Origin of the sequence: Paenibacillus oleatilyticus (assembly GCF_018998565.1) — a bacterium.
In the GTDB taxonomy this organism is placed as follows: domain Bacteria; phylum Bacillota; class Bacilli; order Paenibacillales; family NBRC-103111; genus Paenibacillus_G; species Paenibacillus_G oleatilyticus.
On sequence record NZ_JAHNZO010000018.1, the window covers coordinates 78,928 to 98,021 of the forward strand.

18 protein-coding genes are annotated in these 19,094 nt (G+C 53.9%); 4 read left to right on the top strand and 14 right to left on the bottom strand.

The genetic code is table 11. The annotated features are described in order from the left end of the window. Window positions 1–46 precede the first annotated feature (46 nt). Window positions 47–289 carry a hypothetical protein gene (locus KQX66_RS22085; protein ID WP_216794971.1) on the top strand — a complete coding sequence of 81 codons (243 nt, stop codon included), beginning with the start codon at window positions 47–49 and terminating at the stop codon, window positions 287–289. 186 nt (window positions 290–475) lie between these two features. On the opposite strand, the gene KQX66_RS22090 is transcribed toward KQX66_RS22085, so the two are convergent. The 8 genes from KQX66_RS22090 to KQX66_RS22125 all read right to left on the bottom strand — a co-directional run bounded on the left by KQX66_RS22090 (window position 476) and on the right by KQX66_RS22125 (window position 7,704). Next, on the bottom strand, window positions 476–1,303 hold the full coding sequence (locus KQX66_RS22090; protein ID WP_284439835.1) for an undecaprenyl-diphosphate phosphatase: 828 nt from the start codon (window positions 1,301–1,303) through the stop codon (window positions 476–478). A 38-nt stretch (window positions 1,304–1,341) separates the two neighbouring features. Next, entirely contained in the window at window positions 1,342–2,076 is a 735-nt protein-coding gene (locus KQX66_RS22095; RefSeq protein WP_216794972.1) for an ABC transporter permease, read from the bottom strand. Then, window positions 2,069–2,989, bottom strand: a complete 921-nt coding sequence (locus tag KQX66_RS22100; RefSeq protein WP_216794973.1) for an ABC transporter ATP-binding protein — start codon at window positions 2,987–2,989, stop codon at window positions 2,069–2,071. Before KQX66_RS22100 ends, KQX66_RS22095 begins: the two co-directional genes overlap by 8 nt. Before the next feature lie 87 nt (window positions 2,990–3,076). After that, entirely contained in the window at window positions 3,077–4,108 is a 1,032-nt protein-coding gene (locus tag KQX66_RS22105) for a sensor histidine kinase (RefSeq protein WP_216794974.1), read from the bottom strand. Next, entirely contained in the window at window positions 4,098–4,814 is a 717-nt protein-coding gene (locus KQX66_RS22110; RefSeq protein ID WP_216794975.1) for a response regulator transcription factor, read from the bottom strand. Before KQX66_RS22110 ends, KQX66_RS22105 begins: the two co-directional genes overlap by 11 nt. Before the next feature lie 33 nt (window positions 4,815–4,847). Beyond that, window positions 4,848–5,444, bottom strand: a complete 597-nt coding sequence (locus tag KQX66_RS22115) for a TetR/AcrR family transcriptional regulator (RefSeq protein WP_216794976.1) — start codon at window positions 5,442–5,444, stop codon at window positions 4,848–4,850. A 124-nt stretch (window positions 5,445–5,568) separates the two neighbouring features. Continuing rightward, window positions 5,569–7,044 carry an FAD-dependent oxidoreductase gene (locus KQX66_RS22120; protein WP_216794977.1) on the bottom strand — a complete coding sequence of 492 codons (1,476 nt, stop codon included), beginning with the start codon at window positions 7,042–7,044 and terminating at the stop codon, window positions 5,569–5,571. Between the two features lie 342 nt (window positions 7,045–7,386). Further along, window positions 7,387–7,704: a hypothetical protein gene (locus tag KQX66_RS22125; protein ID WP_216794978.1), complete on the bottom strand. Its 318-nt coding sequence runs from the start codon at window positions 7,702–7,704 to the stop codon at window positions 7,387–7,389. A 238-nt stretch (window positions 7,705–7,942) separates the two neighbouring features. Between KQX66_RS22125 and KQX66_RS22130 the strand changes: the two genes are divergently transcribed. Continuing rightward, window positions 7,943–8,866: an NAD(P)-dependent oxidoreductase gene (locus tag KQX66_RS22130; protein WP_216794979.1), complete on the top strand. Its 924-nt coding sequence runs from the start codon at window positions 7,943–7,945 to the stop codon at window positions 8,864–8,866. Window positions 8,867–8,891: 25 nt separating this feature from the next. After that, complete coding sequence (locus tag KQX66_RS22135) at window positions 8,892–9,788, top strand: NAD(P)-dependent oxidoreductase (protein WP_216794980.1); 897 nt, start codon at window positions 8,892–8,894, stop codon at window positions 9,786–9,788. A gap of 85 nt (window positions 9,789–9,873) precedes the next feature. On the opposite strand, the gene KQX66_RS22140 is transcribed toward KQX66_RS22135, so the two are convergent. From KQX66_RS22140 to asnB, 4 genes are all read right to left on the bottom strand, one after another. Further along, on the bottom strand, window positions 9,874–10,257 hold the full coding sequence (locus KQX66_RS22140) for a MerR family transcriptional regulator (protein ID WP_216794981.1): 384 nt from the start codon (window positions 10,255–10,257) through the stop codon (window positions 9,874–9,876). A 93-nt stretch (window positions 10,258–10,350) separates the two neighbouring features. Continuing rightward, on the bottom strand, window positions 10,351–12,888 hold the full coding sequence (gene uvrA, locus KQX66_RS22145) for an excinuclease ABC subunit UvrA (RefSeq protein WP_216794982.1): 2,538 nt from the start codon (window positions 12,886–12,888) through the stop codon (window positions 10,351–10,353). A gap of 329 nt (window positions 12,889–13,217) precedes the next feature. Next, window positions 13,218–13,379 (bottom strand): hypothetical protein, encoded by a 162-nt coding sequence (locus tag KQX66_RS22150; RefSeq protein ID WP_216794983.1) that lies wholly within the window; start codon window positions 13,377–13,379, stop codon window positions 13,218–13,220. An 87-nt stretch (window positions 13,380–13,466) separates the two neighbouring features. Beyond that, entirely contained in the window at window positions 13,467–15,299 is a 1,833-nt protein-coding gene (gene asnB, locus KQX66_RS22155) for an asparagine synthase (glutamine-hydrolyzing) (protein ID WP_216794984.1), read from the bottom strand. Window positions 15,300–15,548: 249 nt separating this feature from the next. Here asnB and KQX66_RS22160 point away from each other — a divergent pair, with 249 nt between their 5' ends. Then, window positions 15,549–16,118: a TetR/AcrR family transcriptional regulator gene (locus KQX66_RS22160; RefSeq protein WP_216794985.1), complete on the top strand. Its 570-nt coding sequence runs from the start codon at window positions 15,549–15,551 to the stop codon at window positions 16,116–16,118. 63 nt (window positions 16,119–16,181) lie between these two features. On the opposite strand, the gene eat is transcribed toward KQX66_RS22160, so the two are convergent. Both eat and KQX66_RS22170 read right to left on the bottom strand, forming a co-directional pair. Then, complete coding sequence (eat, locus tag KQX66_RS22165; RefSeq protein ID WP_216794986.1) at window positions 16,182–17,534, bottom strand: ethanolamine permease; 1,353 nt, start codon at window positions 17,532–17,534, stop codon at window positions 16,182–16,184. Between the two features lie 34 nt (window positions 17,535–17,568). Continuing rightward, complete coding sequence (locus KQX66_RS22170; RefSeq protein WP_253957347.1) at window positions 17,569–18,924, bottom strand: HAD family hydrolase; 1,356 nt, start codon at window positions 18,922–18,924, stop codon at window positions 17,569–17,571. Window positions 18,925–19,094: the final 170 nt, after the last annotated feature.

Here is a 19,094-nt window from a genome sequence, read left to right on the forward strand (position 1 = left end):
CGATGTAATATACTTGTATAACGTCCAATAAAAAGGATGTGATGATGTGAAAATAGCAATGGCCATTAGCTTAGCTATAGGTTTTGGCATTTTGGTATCTTGGCTCTCCATGCCCGATCGCCCCGATACTTACGTAGTTTTCGCGCATGTGACCAACCTGAATCAAGAACTTACGACGGCTCTTACGAGCCGCTTAGAACAAAACCATATATCTTATCAGCTTGATACATCGGGGAACGTCTTTATCCTGGAATCCCAACTGGAAAAAGCCGTAATCTGCTGTTCATAGTACATTTATGGTTTGCTTTTTTACACAAAAAAAGCCTGACCCCATATATGACGGGGGGAGGCTAGGTGTTGAGAAATTTGGTTTTGGACAAGAATAGAGATACATACGTGGGTGGGGTATCCACTGGAGGAGCGGTCGGAAGTGGATACCCCACCCCCTCGTACACCTCTAAAATTACCTCTTTGCTTACAAAAATACAAAATAAATAACAGCCGCGAGCACCAAGCGATAGATCGCAAACGGCACGAGCTTGATGCGATTGATCAGCTTCAGGAAGAAGCGGATCGACAGAAGCGCGAAGACGAAGGCGCTAATAAATCCGACGACGAAAAACGGAATAGCATCCATCGTGATCGAGTCCCAGCTCTTGAGGAGCGACAGGAAGCTTGCCCCGGCCATAATCGGCACGGCCATAATGAAGGTGAAGTCCGCAGCCGCGCGATGGCTCATCCCGAGCAGAACGCCGCCGGAGATGGTCGACCCGGAGCGTGAGAAGCCCGGCCACAGGGACAAGCATTGCACCAGTCCCACAAGGAACGCCTGCTTGTATGTAATCTGGTCGGCCGTCTCCGTTTTCGGGCGGCGGGGGCGGAACCAATCGGCCGCGAGCATAAGAACGGCTCCGAGCACCAGACCGACGACGACCGTTTTCGTAGAGAACAAATATTCATCGATGTAATCGTCGAACAGCACGCCGAGGATACCGGCCGGAACCAGTCCGACGAAAACTTGCAGCAGATTCAAGCGCGGACCGGAAGACGTTTGCCCCGGCATTTTTTTAAGTCCGAGCAAGTTCATGAACCGGTCCCACATCAGGACGACGACCGCCAGAATCGATCCCAATTGAATGACGATCTTGAACGTATTCGCTACGCTCGGGGAAAAGATGTCCTTGGACTGGAATAAGAAATCGTCAACGATAATCATATGGCCGGTCGAAGAAACCGGCGCGAACTCGGTAAGGCCCTCCACGAGTCCAAGAATGAATCCAACAAACAATTCCCACAAATTCAACAGCTCCACACTCCTATTTTCTCGTCTGTGTATTTATATCAATGAATATCTACCTTCTTGAAGTAGATAATCGTTGCCGCAAGTCCGATGAGCGAAGCTGCCAGTATAACGGCGTAAGAAAAAGCCGGCGGATACTGGGGAACGAAGCCTTCGTTCGCGATCACGTACGAGGCAGACCATGGGAATAAAGCCTTGTATTCCGATTCGGAAAGCACCACGTTAGCCATCGTGATCATCGCCGTAAAAATGATGGTGGGAACGTAATTTTTGAACAAAAAGGTGATCAGCATCGTCGGCGTGCACAGAAGAAATAAAAGCGCGCCCCCGACTACAAATTGCTTCAAGGATTGGAGCAGCAAGGCCCCAGTCAAGCCTTCAAACTGCCCGATCAGCCCCAGAATCAGCGTCAACGACCAAATGGTAAGCGTCAGGACCATAATCCATAAAAATAGCAAAATCAGCTTGCTCACGATCAGACTGACTCGGGATACCGGGATGGTCAGCAGGTTTTTCAAGGTATCCTCCGCATATTCCCGATGAAACAGATACGCCGTAATGACCCCGTACAGAAGGGTTCCCACGAGCAAAATCACGTACATATTCGTGTTCATGAAAGCGACTTCGAACTCAATCGGAGTCTCGGGCTTCTTGCTTTTCATATTCATCAAGGCGAGAAACATCATGATAGGGGCCGACACGGCTCCAAGCAGGCTGACCATAAACATCTTGGCCCGCTTCAGTTTGATCAGTTCGGTATAGAGCAAATTAACCAATCGTCCCGCCCCCTATCAATTGTATAAAGTAATCTTCCAATCTGTCTACACTCATTGTCATTTTTGTGACTTCTATCCCATGCTCCACCAGCATCCGATTGAGCTTGCCCTGCTCGCCGATATGGCTGTATATCCGGATCACCCGTTCGTCGTGAACCTCGTAATCCGTGATGCCGAAGTGCTTCTCCAGCAGCATCGCCGCCTTATTGTCGTCGGACACTTGAAACTCAAGATATTTGCGGTTCCGTTTGCGAAGCTCTTCGAAGGAAATCTCCTCCAGCAGCTTCCCTTGATGAACGACCCCGATCTGGTCGGCCAGCTGCTCGACTTCGGACAAAATATGGCTGGAAACGAGAATCGTTATTTTCCGTTCCTCGGCGAGAGACTTGATCAGTCTGCGGATTTCTTTAATGCCCACCGGGTCCAGGCCATTGGTAGGCTCGTCTAAAATTAACAGCTCGGGATGATGGAGAATGGCTCTGGCGATGCCAAGCCGCTGCTTCATCCCCAAGGAATAGCTGCCGACCAGCTTTTTCGTTTCCTGATGCAGACCGACGATTTCCAATGCTTCGTCCATGGCGTTTTTCTTATGCACGCCCATCAGCTTGGCGTTGATCAACAGATTCTCGCGAGCCGTTAAATTCTCGTAAAATCCGGAGAACTCGACAATCGACCCGATTCTTCTTAAAATCTCTTTCTGGTGCTTGTGCAGACTTTCACCGAAGATTTCAATTTCCCCGTGCGTCGGTTTGATTAAACCGAGCAGCATGCGGATCGTCGTCGTTTTGCCCGCGCCGTTCTGGCCGAGAAAACCGTAAATCTGCCCTTGACGCACATTCATGTCAAGGTTGTCCACCGCTTTCTGCGTCCCGTACATCTTCGTTAACTGCGTCGTTTTAATAACCGCACTCAAACCGTAACCCCTCCTGCTTTCATCAGATCGTAATTTCATGATAAGCAGGCGATTTTAAATGCCTCTTAATAAGTTCTTAATTGTTTCTTAATCCCGGCTCGCAGCGCCCCGCTTCGGGATGGCGAAGCCGAAGGTCGTTTTCACGCCGGGCTCGCTTTCGGCCCAGAGGGTGCCCGAATGCTTCTCGGCGAGCGCCTTCGCGATGGCCAGACCTAACCCGCTTCCATGAGCGGCAGGATTCCTTGCCCGGTCCGTGCGGTACATTCGTTCGAACACACGGGGCAAATCCTCCGGCGCAATCCCCCTGCCCCGGTCCCACACCAGCAGCCGGTACTTGCCTCCGGCTTCCGCCAGTTCGATGCCCAGCACTTTACCGTCTTTTCCGTGCTCGACGGCATTTTTGATCAGATTGCTGACGATCCGCAGCACGCTTACCCGATCGGCCACGATGGAGCAGGCTTCTTCCGGAATGTTGACTTTTAACTCGATGCCATACTTTTTCAGCTCGGGCAAAAACCCGATTACCGATTCCCGGACAATTTCCGCAAAATCCAGCGTTTCCGGCTTCAACGGCATTTCGTCCGCATCCAGCTTGGCCAGCTCGAAAATTTCGTCAATCAGCTCTTTCAAGGCGACGGCCTTCCCGGACAAAATGTCCAAATAACGCTCCTTCTCTTCGCTCGAAGCCGCGATGTCATCCTTCAACGCATCCGCATAGCCGATGATCGACGTGAGCGGAGTCCGGATATCGTGGGAGATGTTGGACAGCAGACTTTTTCTCGCCGCCTCGGAGCGGATCGTGCGGACGTGAACCTTGGCCAGCTGCTCGATCAATTCGTTGATCGAAAAGATCACCTCGTCCAAGTGACGGTCGTCGTTCGCAAGCAGGCGTGTATTCGTATTTCCTTGCATGGCACGCCTCAGAGCAGCCGCCATATCCTTCAGCCTCGCCGTGAAGCGGTACCGGACGTACAAATGGATGACCGTCACGGCAAACAGCGCAGCGAATAAAGCCCCGCGGACGATGCCTTGGGGCTGGTAAATCCAATCCAGAATGAAAAGCGCGGACAAGACGATGAACTGCACAATAAGGAGAAAGGCGCCTTTGTCATGCTTCATCTTTGTCACCTGCAAATTTGTACCCGATTCCCCATACGGTCTGAATCCATTTCGGATCGGACGGGTCCTCCTCGATTTTCATCCGGAGCTTGCGGATATGGACCATCACGGTATTGTCGTCTTCCAGATAATCGCTGTCCCATACTTGCCGGAACAGCTGCGTCTTCGTAAACACCTGCTCGGGATGCGAAGCCATAAACTTCAACAGCTCGAACTCTTTGCCCGTCAGCGTGATCTCTTCCCCGGCTCTCGTGACCGTATACTTTTGCAAATGAATCGAAAGGTTCTTAAAGCTCAGCACCGTCTCCTGCGGCGAGCCGCTTTCGCTGCCCAAGACCAGGAAGCGGCGCAAATGGGCTTTAATCCGGGCCACCAGCTCATGGACGCTGAACGGCTTCGTAATATAGTCGTCCGCCCCGATGCTCAGCCCCAATACTTTATCGATTTCCTGATCCTTGGCCGTGAGCATGAGAATCGGAACGTTCGTCTTCATGCGCAGTCTCCGGCATACCTCGATGCCGTCGACCTTGGGCATCATCAAATCGAGTAGGATCAGGTTATAGCGGTGCGATTCGAACAGACGGAGAGCTTCTTCCCCGTCTGCCGCCGTATCGATCCGGTACGTTTCTCTTTCCAAATACGTTTTCACCAGCTCGCGAATTTCCCGATCGTCATCGGCAATAAGAATTCGAATATCGTGCTGCATCGTTCCACCTGCTTTTTTTCTGGCATTCCCCGATTAAGGGCCGGTTACCATCCGCATTAAAATGTCGCTGCTTGGAATCCGGTAAATTTCTTCGTCTTGGGCATTCAGCATCATGAGACTGGAAAGCACCGATAAATAAGCGGAAATAAGCTCCGCAGGATCGCCCGCCGCAATTTCGCCCGTTTGTTGGCCTTCCTTGAAAACAGGAAGCAGTTCGTCCACAAAGCTTTTCATGGAATATTGGGCAATCAGTTCTTTCACCTTCTCCGGGACGCCTTCGGACGTGCGCGCTTGATGAATCAGCATGAAGTAAGGCCTGCCGCCTTCGTCGAGAATCTCTTTCGTTAAATATTTTATTTTGTCGAGCGGCGAGCCTTGCAGGCCATAGATGCTCTTCATCGCGTCCTGCGCTCCCAGCATCGCCATTTGAACAAGCGTCGTGAAAAGCTCGTCTTTCGATTTGAAATAGTGGTACAGCAAGCCATGGCTGATACCGGCCTCGGCCGCAATCATGCTCATTTTCGTTCCGGCGATGCCCCGCCGGGAAAACACCTTAAGCGCGGCCTCCATAATCTGTTCCTTGCGCTCGTCGCGAATTTGGTGCAATTGTTCATCGTTTAAAGGCGCCAATGATTATTCATTCCTTTGCCTGAAAATCTTACGGCCATTCATGGATAGATAGACGTCGCCTATGAGTATACCATTTCTCATGATCCGATGGCTATTGTACCCGGTCGCCGGATGATAACGGTCCTTAACGGCTTACGGACGGATAAGGCGCCTCGGAGAAGGAGGGCACGATGTCGTTCCAGACGTGTTCCAGCGGCTGACCGTACTGCTGCGTGAGCTCGTCAAGCCACTGCCGGCCTTCCTCCGTCGCCGCGAGCACGCTCGTGACCAGATGCGGATTCAGCATTTCCCGCGGCGAGATCGACAGCGTATTCACGGCCCAATATAGTCCGAACAGCTTAAAATCAGGCCCGGCCGTCGCGCGCTCCAGATGCAGATCGAGATATTTCCGGCCGAACGAAATGCCCTTTAGCGGCTCCGCACCCTCATACTCGACGCCCTCCCATTGCAGATCGTTCGCGCAGTTCAACCACCAGGCGGGCTCGATCGCAGCCTGAATGTTTCGGAGCGCCCGTTGTTCGAAATGCGGCCGTGGGGCCTCCCATTGCTCGCGCAGGCAAGCTTCCAGCACCTCCGCTTCAATCGCAGCGACCGTCATGCCTTGACCGAAGATCGGATCGTAGATGCAGAAAGCGTCTCCCAACACCAGCAGTCCGGATGGCCACCGCTCCATTTGTTCAAAATGATGGCGGTACAGGGCCGGCACGCGAAATCCGCGCGGGTTGGTGATCGGCTCGAGCTCTTGCAGCAGCTCGGCAATAAGCGGGCTCGGAAGCTGGGCGACCGCCTGCTCGAATTGCTCCGCATCCGTTGGCGGGTAATGTCCGCCCGGGCGATAAAGCAGCACCTCCGCGATCTGATTCTCGATAATCGAAAATACGCCCGAGAACGTGCCGTTTGCCGGCTGCCCCCCGATGATCACGGTATCCCACGTTTCGATCAGATGGGCTTGACCCGGAGGAATCCGGTACCGCCGGGTGCTGTAGCCCAGATTGACCTTCAGCAGGTCCGGCTGCGGCACGTCATATCCCAGATTCTCAAGCCATACGGTCAGCTTGGAGGACCGCCCGCTGGTATCTACGACCAGATCGGCCATCAGAACCTTTTCTTGCCCGTCCGATCCCCGATCCCGGACCGCAATCCCCGTAACGGCGGCATGATCAGACGTCGTCAATAAGCGCAGCACTTCATGCTTCGGAAGAAACCGGACGCCGGGAATTTCCCGGACACGCCTGCGAACGACCCACTCCAGCAAAGCCCGGCTGAACTTGTAATCGTTGCGCGGATACTGGACGACCACGCTTCCGTGTTGATTCATGTTGTGCACGGTCTTGTTCAGCACCGACCGGGCTCCCTGCTCCGCCAAATCCTGTTCGAAGTCGGGAAAGAAGCGGGTCATAATCTCTTTGCCCCGCTGGGTGAAGCGATGCGGGTGAAACGACTGGGGCGTGCCCGCCCGGTCTTCCGGACCGGCGGGAAAATTGTCCTTCTCCACGATCACGACCTCTTCGTAATAATCCGAGAGCACCCGTGCAGACAGTAATCCGGCAATGCCTCCTCCAATAATGAGGGCTGTTCCCTTTTTTGACATGTTGTTCATAAATAACGCTCCTTTTTGATATAGATTGACTTGGTCAGTCAATAATTAGGCGCAGCTATTCCTGTAGCCTGCTCATAAACCTTAGGCTTGTGGCAAAAGGCTGCGGCTTATCGAGTCACCTCAAAGCCGGACGAAAATTGCTAAGACGTTGTTCCTGACTTTTTTAGATTGACTGGATCAGTCAATTTCAAATTACACTGCTTTTCATTTTTTGTCAACGACAATTTTTTGCGTTGGGGCTGCATAGCGGCGGACAAAAGTGCGCTTCCTTCTTCAAAACAAAAAACCTGCCGGCACAAGGCTAGCAGGTTCTGTTTTACATAAATCACGTTGTTGGCCTTATCAATCGGTTACTTTAATCTTGTAATAATAATTGGAACCATTATGCTTCGAAACAACGCAGCCCGTTCCAACTTCTACTCCTTTTACTTGCGCGGAATCGTAAGTTCCGTGGTGCTTTACTTTCAAGTCAAAAATATCAGGCCAGCCCCTGACCGGTTCAATGGTTCCTGTATCTCCGAAAACGGGACCTCCAAGCGAATTTACAGAAACTTTGATCAATTCGTCATAATCAGAGCAGGAACTTTTCGCATACGCAGCAGGTGCAATCGAACTAAGAGCCAACGCCGACAGCAATGCCAAGGTTGCTATTTTTCTCATGATACTCGCTCCTTTTTATTTTCTTATTCTGATTGACTGAACACATTCATCATAGCCTACTTCCCGCTTCTTTTTAGTTTTTGGAAAGATCTCGCTGAAAAACCGCCTTATCCCGTACAAAAATAGTCGATTTTTCGATGTTTCCGTCGAAAACTTCAAGAAAAATTTTTATTGACATTGTCACTAGTGTCAATCTCTAGAATAAGGATCGAAGACGTTGAAAGGAGTGCTTGAACTGATGAATAACAGCCCAAACGAAAAAGAAAAACAAGAGCAAACAGAAGCAGCCGGCCAAACGCCGGTAACGGTATTCGGTCTGGGGATGATGGGGTCGGCACTCGCCGATGCGTTCCTGAAGTCAGGCCACCGGACGACCGTTTGGAACCGCTCGGCCGATAAGGCCGACGCTCTCGTCGCCAAAGGAGCCATCCTTGCGGCTTCGCCAGCCGAAGCGGTGTCGGCCAGCCCGCTCATCGTCGTCTGTGTATTGGACTATGAGGCCGTACACGAGATCCTGGGTCCCGCTGGCGGGCTATTGGCCGGACGCACGGTAGTGAACCTCACCAACGGAAAGCCGGAGCAGGCGCGCAAGGCTGCGAAGTGGGCTAACGAACAGGGGGCAGACTACCTCGATGGGGGGATTATGGCGGTGCCCCAGATGATTGCGGGGCCTGAGGCCTTCCTGCTTTACAGCGGATCGCTGGAGGCTTTCGAAACGCATCGGAGGGAGCTGGACGTTCTCGGCGCCAGCAAATACTTGGGCGAAGATACCGGGCTGGCTGCACTCTACGACCTGGCTTTGCTTACTACAGCATACGGATTGATGGGCGGCTTTTTCCACGCCGTGGCGATGGTCGGCACGGAAAAGGTCGAAGCGGCGGCGTTCACGGCGCTCGTCATTCCGTGGTTGCAGGCCATGATTGCCTCTCTGCCCTCGCAAGCGCAAGCGATTGACGCGAACAATCATACGACCGATGTCTCCAGCCTCTACATCAACAAAGTGGGCTTCGTGAATTTGATCGAAGCCAGCCAAGAGCAGGGCGTCAGCACTGAATTGGTCGCCCCGATTCAAGCTCTTGTCAATCGGGCGGTCGCAGAAGGCTATGGAGCGGACGGCCTAACCAGATTGGTCGAGCTGCTAAAGAAGCCGCAACTGGTATAAATCGATTACGAGGAGGTAATCCCAAATGAATACGAATGCTGCAAATGAAAACCGCACACCGGTAACGGTTCTCGGCCTGGGTCCGATGGGTCAGGCGTTAGCCGGCGCGTTCCTGAAGGCAGGCCACCCGACGACCGTCTGGAACCGCTCGGCCGGAAAAGCGGACGCTCTTGTCGCACAAGGAGCAATTCTCGCAAACACGGTGATTGACGCCGTCGCCGCCAGCACGCTTGTTATCATCTGCGTGTTGGACTACAACGCCGCGAATGCCATTCTTGCCCCTGCAGGGGAAGCCTTAAAGGGACGGACGCTGGTCAACCTCACCGCCGATACCCCCGAGCGGGCCCGCGAAATGGCCGCATGGGCGGCCGCGCGGGGAATCGACTATCTCGACGGCGCGATCATGTCCCCTACCCCGACCATCGGGCAGCCCTCGGCAGTCACCCTGTACAGCGGCCCGGAAGCCGTATATGAGGTCAATCGACCGGTCTTGGCCAGTCTGGGAGGCACCGCCGCACATCTGGGTGCGGACCCCGGAAGGGCGGCAGCCTATGACGTGGCGCTGCTCGACATCTTCTGGACGTCCATGAGCGGCTATATGCACGCCCTTGCCCTGGCCCGGGCGGAGAATATCGCAGCCAAGGACCTTGCGGCGTATGCTCAAGGGATTGTCAGCATCATGCCGGACATTATGGCGGAATTCGCACAGCAGGTCGACGACGGCCATTATCCCGGCGATAAGTCCAATATCCAGTCGGCTGCGGCCAGTATGGAGCATATCATTCATGCCGCAGAAGCCCGCGGGATCGACGCCAGCGTACTGAGCGCCGCTCATGCCGTCGCTAGGCGGGCCATTGGCGCCGGTCAAGGCACCGACGGATTTTCGCTTCTGACCGAGCTATTCAGCAAGCCGTCTGCGTAATCGGGCAGAAGCCGGACGACTTCATAAAAACGATCCCGGTCCGTTCCCCGGACCGGGATCAATCCATCGCGATAAACCGAGCGGTCTAACATCTGCCGCCCGTCGCGACTCCTTTTTCTTTCATTTGACGGATTTGCTTTTCCAACCGCTGCTGAACCGTGGCCAACGCGTTCATTTGCTTGTTAATCTCGTTCAGCTTCTCCTCATAGACGGCCAGCATTTCATCGCAATATTCGTCCTCTGCATACTCCGGATAATTGTCCTTGCAGTTCAATACTTGTTCTATTTCTTCGGTGCTCAGACCTAAGCGCAAGAAGATTTGGATCGTTTTCACACGATCCACAGCCGACTCGTCGTACTCGCGGTAATCGTTTTCCAGCCGGTGTGCCGTCAGCAGCTTCTTCTTCTCATAATGCCGGATGGAACGCGGGCTTGCGCCGGTTGCTCTGGATAACTGACTGATTTTCATGGCAAATGCCTCCTTTACCCAAAATACTCCGTTCCTCATTATAAACTATGACATTAGCGTCAAGGTAAAGAGGCTATTTTTCAAGAACCGCTTTTATCCGGTCAGCGCCCGCTTCAAAAAGACCGCGGTATAAGATCCGTCCGCTTGCGCGACTTGCTCCGGCCGGCCCTGCGCGACAAGATAGCCGCCCGCTTCTCCCCCGTCCGGTCCCAGATCGACGATCCAATCCGCCTCGCGGATCAGGTCCAGATGATGCTCGATAACGATAACCGTATTACCTGAATCTACCAGTTTGTTCAGCAGGAGGAGAAGCTGACGCACATCGGAAGGATGCAGTCCCGTCGTCGGCTCGTCCAGCAGGTACACGGTATGCCCTTTTGTTTTTTTGCTTAATTCCTTGGCCAGCTTGAGACGCTGAGCTTCTCCTCCGGAAAGCGTAGTCGCCGGTTGGCCCAGTTGCAAATAGCCAAGCCCCACTTCGCACAGCAGCGCCAGCTTTTCCGCCAGCTCGCGATGCCCGCCGAAGAAGTGCAGGCTTTCCCGGACCGTCATATCCAGAAGCTCGGAGATGTTTTTGCCCTCGTACGTGACGCTCAGGATATCGTCCTTAAACCGCCTTCCGCCGCAATCCGGACACACGGCCTCCACGTCCAGCAAAAAATGCATATCCAGCAGCAGCACGCCCAGCCCCTGGCATTTCTCGCATCTTCCTCCGGGCACATTGAACGAAAAATGCTTCGACGACAGCTTTCTCCGCTTGGCTTCCGGCAGCTCGGAGAACAGATTGCGGATCAGTGTAAATACGTCGGTATAGGTGGCGATGTTGGAGCGCTGGATACGTCCGATGGGCGCTTGATCGACCGTAATCAATCTGTCGATATGCCCGAGCCCGTCGATGCTTCCGCAATCCAAGCCGCCTTCCGTGCGCCCCTGAAAGTGCTGTCGGCCGGCCGGATCGATCAGGTCGAACAATAACGTCGACTTTCCAGAGCCGGAAACGCCGGTAATGGCAATAAACGTGCCTAAAGGAAGCTCGACCGTAATGTTTTTCAAGTTTCGCGCAACCGCGTCCCGGACGGTCAAGAAAGCACCGTTGCCGGACCTTCGCCCGGAGGATAGCGGCCGTCCATGATCGCTGCTCAGAAATTGTCCGGTGACCGAGCCAGGATTCGACTTCAGCTCCTCCAACGTTCCGGTACCGACGATCGTCCCTCCTTGCCGGCCTGCGCCCGGCCCCATATCGATCATATAATCGGCTGCTTCCATCACTTCGACGTCATGCTCGATCACAAGCACGGTATTTCCCAGATCGCGCAGCTGCTGCAGCACGCCGATGAGCGAAGCGGTATCCTTCGGATGCAGCCCTGCCGTCGGCTCGTCCAGAACGTACAAGACGCCGGTCAGACCCGAGCCTAACAGCGAGGCCAGCCGGAGACGCTGCGCTTCCCCGCCAGACAGCGTATTGGCCTGCCGATCAAGTGACAAATACCCCAAGCCGACCTTGGTAACCCGCCTCATGCGCTCCGCGATATCGTGGAGGATCGGGTCCAACACGTGCTGTCCCGCTTCGGATATGGCGGGCCGCACCTCTTCCAGCCACCCCATTAAGCGGTGAAGCGGCCATGACGAAATTTCGGCGATCGATTGCCCGCTGATCGTAACCATGCGGCTCTCGCTTCGCAGGCGCGTGCCTTCGCAAGTAGGACATAGGCGGCGGGTGAAATACCCCGCCAGCTTCCTCGACTGAGCGGTATCTCCGGTCTGCTCCCGGTGCCGCCGGTCCAAATAAGTCAGCACGCCCTCGAACCGGCCTTTGCCGACCGATTTGGGCGCCTTGATGCCGGGAAAACGTCCCGCAAACGTCTCGCTTTCCACGCCGTGAAGCAGCAAATCCCGCTGAACCGGACTATAATCCTTCATAGGCGCGTCCGGATCAAACGCAAACCCGTAATGCTTCGCCGCAGCCTGCAGCACGTCCGAATAATAGTCGATGAACATGCCGTCCCAAAAGGTGACGCAGCCCCCGCGAAAGCTCCGTTCTTCATCGAAAACCAAGCCTGTCTCCAGGCTTGTCACGATTCCGAGCCCGGCGCACGCTTCACAGGCGCCTTCCGGCTTGTTGAAGGAGAAGTGGGCCATCTTCAGCTTAGGAACCGCGCCCCGGCATTGGGGACAGCGGTCCGTTTCCGAGCTATAGCTCTCCTCCAGAAGCTTCGCCCCGGGGACCGCTCCTTCCCCGACCGGTTCGAACGAGGGCCTTATCGTGGCGCCGCACGACGGACATGGCCGCTCCCCGAGCCGGGCGTACAAAACCCGCAAATACGTATAAATCTCCGTTACCGTTCCCAGCGTAGACCTTGGGTTCCGGTTGGCGATCTGCTGGCCGACCCCAATCGACGGGGAAAGCCCGGTGATCGATTCCACCTTCGGCTTGTCGATCGCATCCGTGACCATGCCCATCGATTCCATATACTGCCTCTGGCATTCCTTCTGCAAAATGTCCATCGCCAGCGTCGATTTTCCGGAACCGGACAATCCGGTCAAGACGACGAGCTTATTCTTCGGAATGCTCAGCGAGACATGCTTCAGATTGTTTTCATAGGCGCCTTGGATGACAATAGCTCCTTCCATCGTGTATCCTCCTCGTTTCCATCTGTCTTGGGTACCGTATCTTCCTAGATCAAGTATACGTGCCGCACATGACATCTATTGTCATATTAGACCAAGGCTGTACCTGAAGGCTCAACGGGAAAATCATGAAACGGAGGATACTGCGATCGAAAGGGGGGGATCGTGGAATGAGGCAACGCGAAGGGACATGGACGAGGCTTAAAGAATTTGGGGCGAGTATCTCAATAAAGCGGGCCGGACGCCCGGATTGCAGGACCGGAGCTTGACGCGCAGCCTGCGCCGAAACGCGGACTGCACGCCTGCCACTCCGTTCCGCCGCCGAAGCCGGGCTATTCCTGCTCTAGGACGCCGGCCGTTTCCTGCGATGCCATTTGCTTCTGCGCGGAGGCAACCGGATTCCGGTTGTGCTCGAATTCGTTCATTTCGCTAAATGACTCCGTGCTGCTTTCTTGCGTCTGCTTTTCTTCCTTGGGGGCATTGTATTCTGCCATCGGATTCCCTCGCTTGTCGGTCGTTTTGTTTTCGACATGTATAGAATATCCAGTGCGGACGGAATACTATGCACAGACTCCCTCACTTCACGCCCCAAGCTCCAGCTTGACACCATATTCCTTGAGCCAGCAATTCACCTGCACCAGGTAATCAAGAATCGCGCGGGCATCGGTTCCGCTCTCTGCGGTGCTCTTGCCTTCCGCAATAAGCCTCACCTTCGCGACATCGATCAGCGCATGAATCGGAGCGTTCGGGTCGTCCAGAATGTCAAGCATCCATCGGCTGATCAGGTCGAGGTAAGCTTTGTCCTTCGTGCTTGGGTAAGCGCTCTTGCGGCGGTTTCGGACATCATCCGGAAGAACGCCTTCGAAGGCACGGCGCAAAATCCCTTTTTCGATATGATCGATGCTTTTCAGCTCGAACGGCACGTTCCACAAATATTCCACGAGCCGGTAATCGCAGAACGGCACGCGCACTTCGAAGCCCGTCATCATGCTGGCCCGGTCTTTCCGGTCCAACATATAAGGCAGGAACCGCATGATGAACAGGTACGACATCTGCCGCTGCTTCCGCTCAAGCTCCGCTTCCCCTTCGAGGAACGGAATCTCGCCGACAGCCTCTTGAAAACGCCGCTTGCGATACGCTTCGAGCTGAAGCATATCCCGAATCTCCGTTTTCAGGATGCCGGAGGTATAGCCGAAATTGATCAGCCACGGAAAGATCTCGGCATTCAAAAACTGCTCTTGATAAAACCACGGATACCCGGAAAACACCTCGTCGGCGGACTCGCCGGACAGCGCTACCGTCGCATCCTTCTTCATTTCCGTAAACAGCAAATAAAGCGACGTTTCGATCTCGCCGACGCTCGGAAGGTCACGGGCCCGCATCGGCTCAAGCAGATGCTCGATCAGCTTCTCCGGCCCAAAGACGACGGAATGATGCTCCGTGCCGACATGCTCGGATACCCGCCTGACCCAAGGCTCGTCTTTGTCGCGCCGCATAAAATCCTCTTCGAAGTCGCGGTCGTTGTTTGCAAAATCGATGGAATACGTGTGGAGCTTCTTCCCTTGTTCACGGAAATTTTGGCCCGCCAGCGCCGTCAATCCGCTGGAGTCGAGCCCGCCGGACAGCATGCAGACGACCGGCTTATCCGCGATGAGCTGCCGCTTCACCGTATCTTCGAGAAGCGAGCGGATCGTCCGGACCGTGGTCTCGGTGTCATCCGTATGCTTGCGGCTTACCAGCTTCCAGTAGCGGATATTGCGGCTGCCTTCCGCCGTAAACGTCACGTAATGGCCTCCTTTGACCTCCTCGACGTCCTTGAACACCCCTTGCCCGGGAGTTCGCATCGCCCCCATGCCGAAAAGGTCCGCCAGCCCTTCACGGTCGACGACGGGTTCTACCAACGGATGGGCCAGCAGCACCTTGATTTCCGACCCGAAAATGATGGCGCTTCCTCTTCTGGCAAAAAACAGCGGTTTTACTCCAAGGTGGTCCCGGCCGAGCATCAACTGTCCACGCTGCTCATCCCAGATACCAAACGCATAGATGCCGTTAAAATGCCTAACGCAATCCTCCTTCCACTCGACATACGAATGCAGAAGCACCTCCGTATCGGAATTCGTTTCAAACCGGTGGCCTTTTCCTTCCAGTTCCCTTCTCAGCTCCCGGTAATTGTAGAGCTCGCCGTTGTAAGTCAAGGCAATGGTCTGCTCGCCGTCCCGATAAAGCATCGGCTGCTTCCCGCCTTCGGGATCGATGACGATCAGGCGACGGTGCCCGAAAGCAGCCCGCTTCGAATACCAGAAACCTTCGGCATCCGGCCCGCGATGCGCAATGGACCTCGTCATCTCCGTTAATACCGCCCGTTCTTCGGAAAGGTCTTGGGACCAATCCACCCATCCTGCAATTCCGCACATAATGTTCTACCTTCCTTCCTCATCGTTTAGTTTGCTGCGCCTTTCGGCTCTATTGTTGACATCACACCGCCTTAAATTCGACCAAATGCATAAAACGGTCGAAATTTGAGTGAAAAAATCGACCAAATTTATCCATTGGTCATAATTCAATAATAGGACATTCCAACGATTTTGGCAAATATTGACTATTTAACTAGGTTAATGAATAATAGATAGCAGATTATATATTATGGGGGCATGGGCGGGTCAATGAAACAACCGGATAAAAAACAAAAAATTATCGAAGCGGCAACCGAGCTGTTCCTGGGTTTGGGGGTCCGGCGGACAACGTTGAGCAAGATTGCGGAGAAGGCGGGGATCGGCAAAGGAACGATCTATTACTATTACGAGGATAAGACCCAAATTCTGATGGATTGCTACATAAGGCATGTCAACCAGATGCGGTCGAAGGCTTTCGCCGAGCTTCAACAAGAAAGCGATGTTTTGGTGCGTCTACGAAGCATTCTTGGCTATTTAAGCGCAGAGGTGCATCAGGACCCTTTCGTTTCCACCTTGTTCGAGGAATACAAAGAATTCCGGCTCGCGGAGATTGAAAAATGCTTCGTCCAATCCGAAGAAGCCGCCGTTCAATTGATCGGCAGCTTGATCCGGGAAGGGCAGCAGCAAGGGCACTATGCCCAGGTGCCGCTGCCGCTTACCGCGTTTATGTTGGTCAAAATGATTTTTTCCTACGAGCTCGATTATCCGAAGACGGAACAAAGCGATCAGGACTTGAAGCAGCTGCTTCGGCATATGCTGCGCAAACGCTCCGATGATTGAACCGAAGCGGCAGCCTCATATTTTGAAGCTGCCGCCCGGCCGAAAACGTCGGCTGCACGAGTTCTAATCCAGTACGGTGCTTTCCCCCGCGGGAGCATCCGCTGGCTTTACGCGAACCAGATAATAAAGCACGGCTACTGCGAAAATGACGACAACGACGCCCCAGAGCGGAACATTCATGCCGAACAGCGGAAGCGAGGTCGTCATGAGGCTGTAGCGGATCACGCAATAGAGGAACACCAGCCCCAGAAGCAGCGCAATCGCCGGAACAACGGGAAAGGCCACTTTAAAGGGCCGCTCCATATTCGGTTCCTTCACGCGCAGAATGAACAAGGAAATCATGCTGAGAACGTACATAACGACGGCTCCGAATACCGCAAGCAGGATCAACGCGTTGGCAAAATCGGCGGAGCCGGCGCAAATGACGCCGATCGCACCCGGGACGATGAGCCCCCATACCGGTACGCTTTTGGAATTGAGTTTAGCCAGAAACTGCGGGAAGTAGCCGGCGCGGGCCAGCGCGTACGTCTGCCGGGAATAGCCGATAATAATGCCGTGCAGGCTGGCAATCAGGCCGAACAATCCGATAATTGCCACGCTCATGGCAAGCCAGCTGCCTTCGCCGTAAACGCTTCCAAGCGCCTGAGGAAGCGGGTAATCTGCCGGTTTTCCGATGCCTCCTCCAAGACCGGCCGTCACGAACAGCGTCAACAGCGTTGCTACGGTCAGTGTTAAAATGCCGGAGATAAAGCCGCGCGGAATGTCCCGCTTCGGATTCTTGACTTCTTCAGCCGCCATCGCGCCGCCTTCGATCGCGAGGAAGAACCAGATTGCAAACGGGATGGCCGCCATGACGCCGCCGCTTCCCCCGATAAACGAATTTGCGTTCACCAAATTCTCCATCTTCACATGCGGCAGCCCCGCTGCGTAAAAAATCGCAAGCCCGATCAACGCGGCGATCGTTGCGCCAAGCTCGATCAGCGCGGCGCCTTTCATGCCCACCAAGTTGATCAGAATAAAAAATACGAACACGCCGATGGTCACGTAGACCGGCTCAACCGCAGGAATCAGGAAATGCACGTACGCCCCCGTCGAAACCGCAATGGCCGGCGGCGCAAACACAAACTCCAACAGACACGCGATCCCGGCAATAAAGCCGCCGAACGGCCCCATCGCCCTTGCCGCGTAAGCCGAAGGCCCGCCGGCATTAGGAATGGACGTGGACAGCTCGGAGTAGCTGAATATAAAACAGGTAAAAAATACGATGACGAGCAGCGAAGCGATCGCAAGGCCCATAATTCCGCCCTGCTCAAACCCGTAGTTCCACCCGAAATATTGACCGGAGATGACCATCCCGACCGCAATTGCCCAAAGATGAATCGGCTTTAACGTCTTTTTCAATTCATGATTTTCCATACGTCAGTTCTCTCCTTCATGTGGGCTATGAGGACTATTTCAGCAATTTCTCTTCGGACGATCCTAAACTAACGCTTTTTTCGCTATTTCGGAAGGCTCCTGTATTATCGTCCCTTCCCTGCAGCAAATATTTGGCGTTTCCTGTGCCTATGCCGTTAGCCGCCGTTTTCGACAATTCTCCGAGTTCCCCTCCCTTCAAGCGGTTGACGATCAATCCCAGCTTCATGTCTTTAAAATCCGACAGCATTGCCGTATCGCCGTCGCTATCTCCGGCCACGAAGATCGGCCCGTGCCCGTATTTGGATACCAGAAAACGCTCGATCGTCTTCGTCTTTCCTTTGCCCTGCGTCTGGTCGTACCCTTTGCGATATTCCGGCTGGATGACGCCCGCCGAATCCCGTTCCAGCTCCATTGCCAGAACGTGATCCTCCGGAAGGGAATAGCCGTATTTCGGATTCGACGCAAATTCTTTGACCACATCGATGAAGGAAGCCGAGCATACGTAGACGTCGATTCCGTTATCCATGAACGTTTTATACAGATTTTGCTGCTCCGCGAACGCCCGCAAGCCGGTTTTGATCTTCACTTCGACAACGCCCGCTTGACCCGGCAGCTCGCCCGGACTGGTCAGCGTTTTTTCGCCGATGGCGTCCTGCAGATTGTAATCGATGGAGGCTCCCGCTAATTGACGCACTTCCTTCTCCGTCATCCCGGCGAACAAATACGTCACCCAGGGATAGCTGACATCCGGGCTGAAAGTTCCTCCGATCGCTTCGTAAAGATATCTGGCCTTGGCGACAAAATCTTGATATTGCGGAGTTGCTTTGATTTCCTCCAAAGATTTGGTTCCCTTGAACCCCTTGTAGTTTTCATAAAGATACTTGTAATCCGCGCCCAGATCTTCGCTGATGAGGTCGATCTGGACAGGCTTCCCAGCCTTATTATTGAATTCTTTCTTGAAATTATCCTTCGGAATATTCTTTTTGATTGCGCTTACAAATTGTTCCGGCGTCATTTTAAACTGCAAGTTCGTAAGCTGGTACGTCAACAAGGTTTCTTCGACATCGTTGAATGCGGAGGTGTTGTCCCAATCGAAGACGGCGTAAGGCCTTTTGTCCTTGTTATAGCTTTTGCTGCGGATGCCGTAGTCGTCGATTAAGGCTTGAATCGCTTTGTGATTGGCCGGGGCCCAATGCAGAAGGGCCAGTTGTTGCGAAGGGGACGGCGCAGGTTGTTCCGCTTGGGTCTTGACTTCCTGCTGCGTTGTGGTCGATGGGCTGCAGCCTGCCGACAAGCTTACGAATGCGGCGGCTAATATCGAAACGACCGCTTTGGTTGTTTTGACGCTTCCCGATGGTCTTTCCGTTCTCTTAGGTTCGGCCAGCCTCATACTTTATCTCCCGCCCTTTCTGGTTCTGATCCCAATCGTTCCGGAAACAAAAAAATGCCTTGGAGCAGAAGCGAAATTACACACTTCTGCAGCCAGGCACCGTTGCCCCGTTTATCCACTTGTATAAAAAGATATTAAAACACAACCGTCCGAATTTGCAACATTAATTT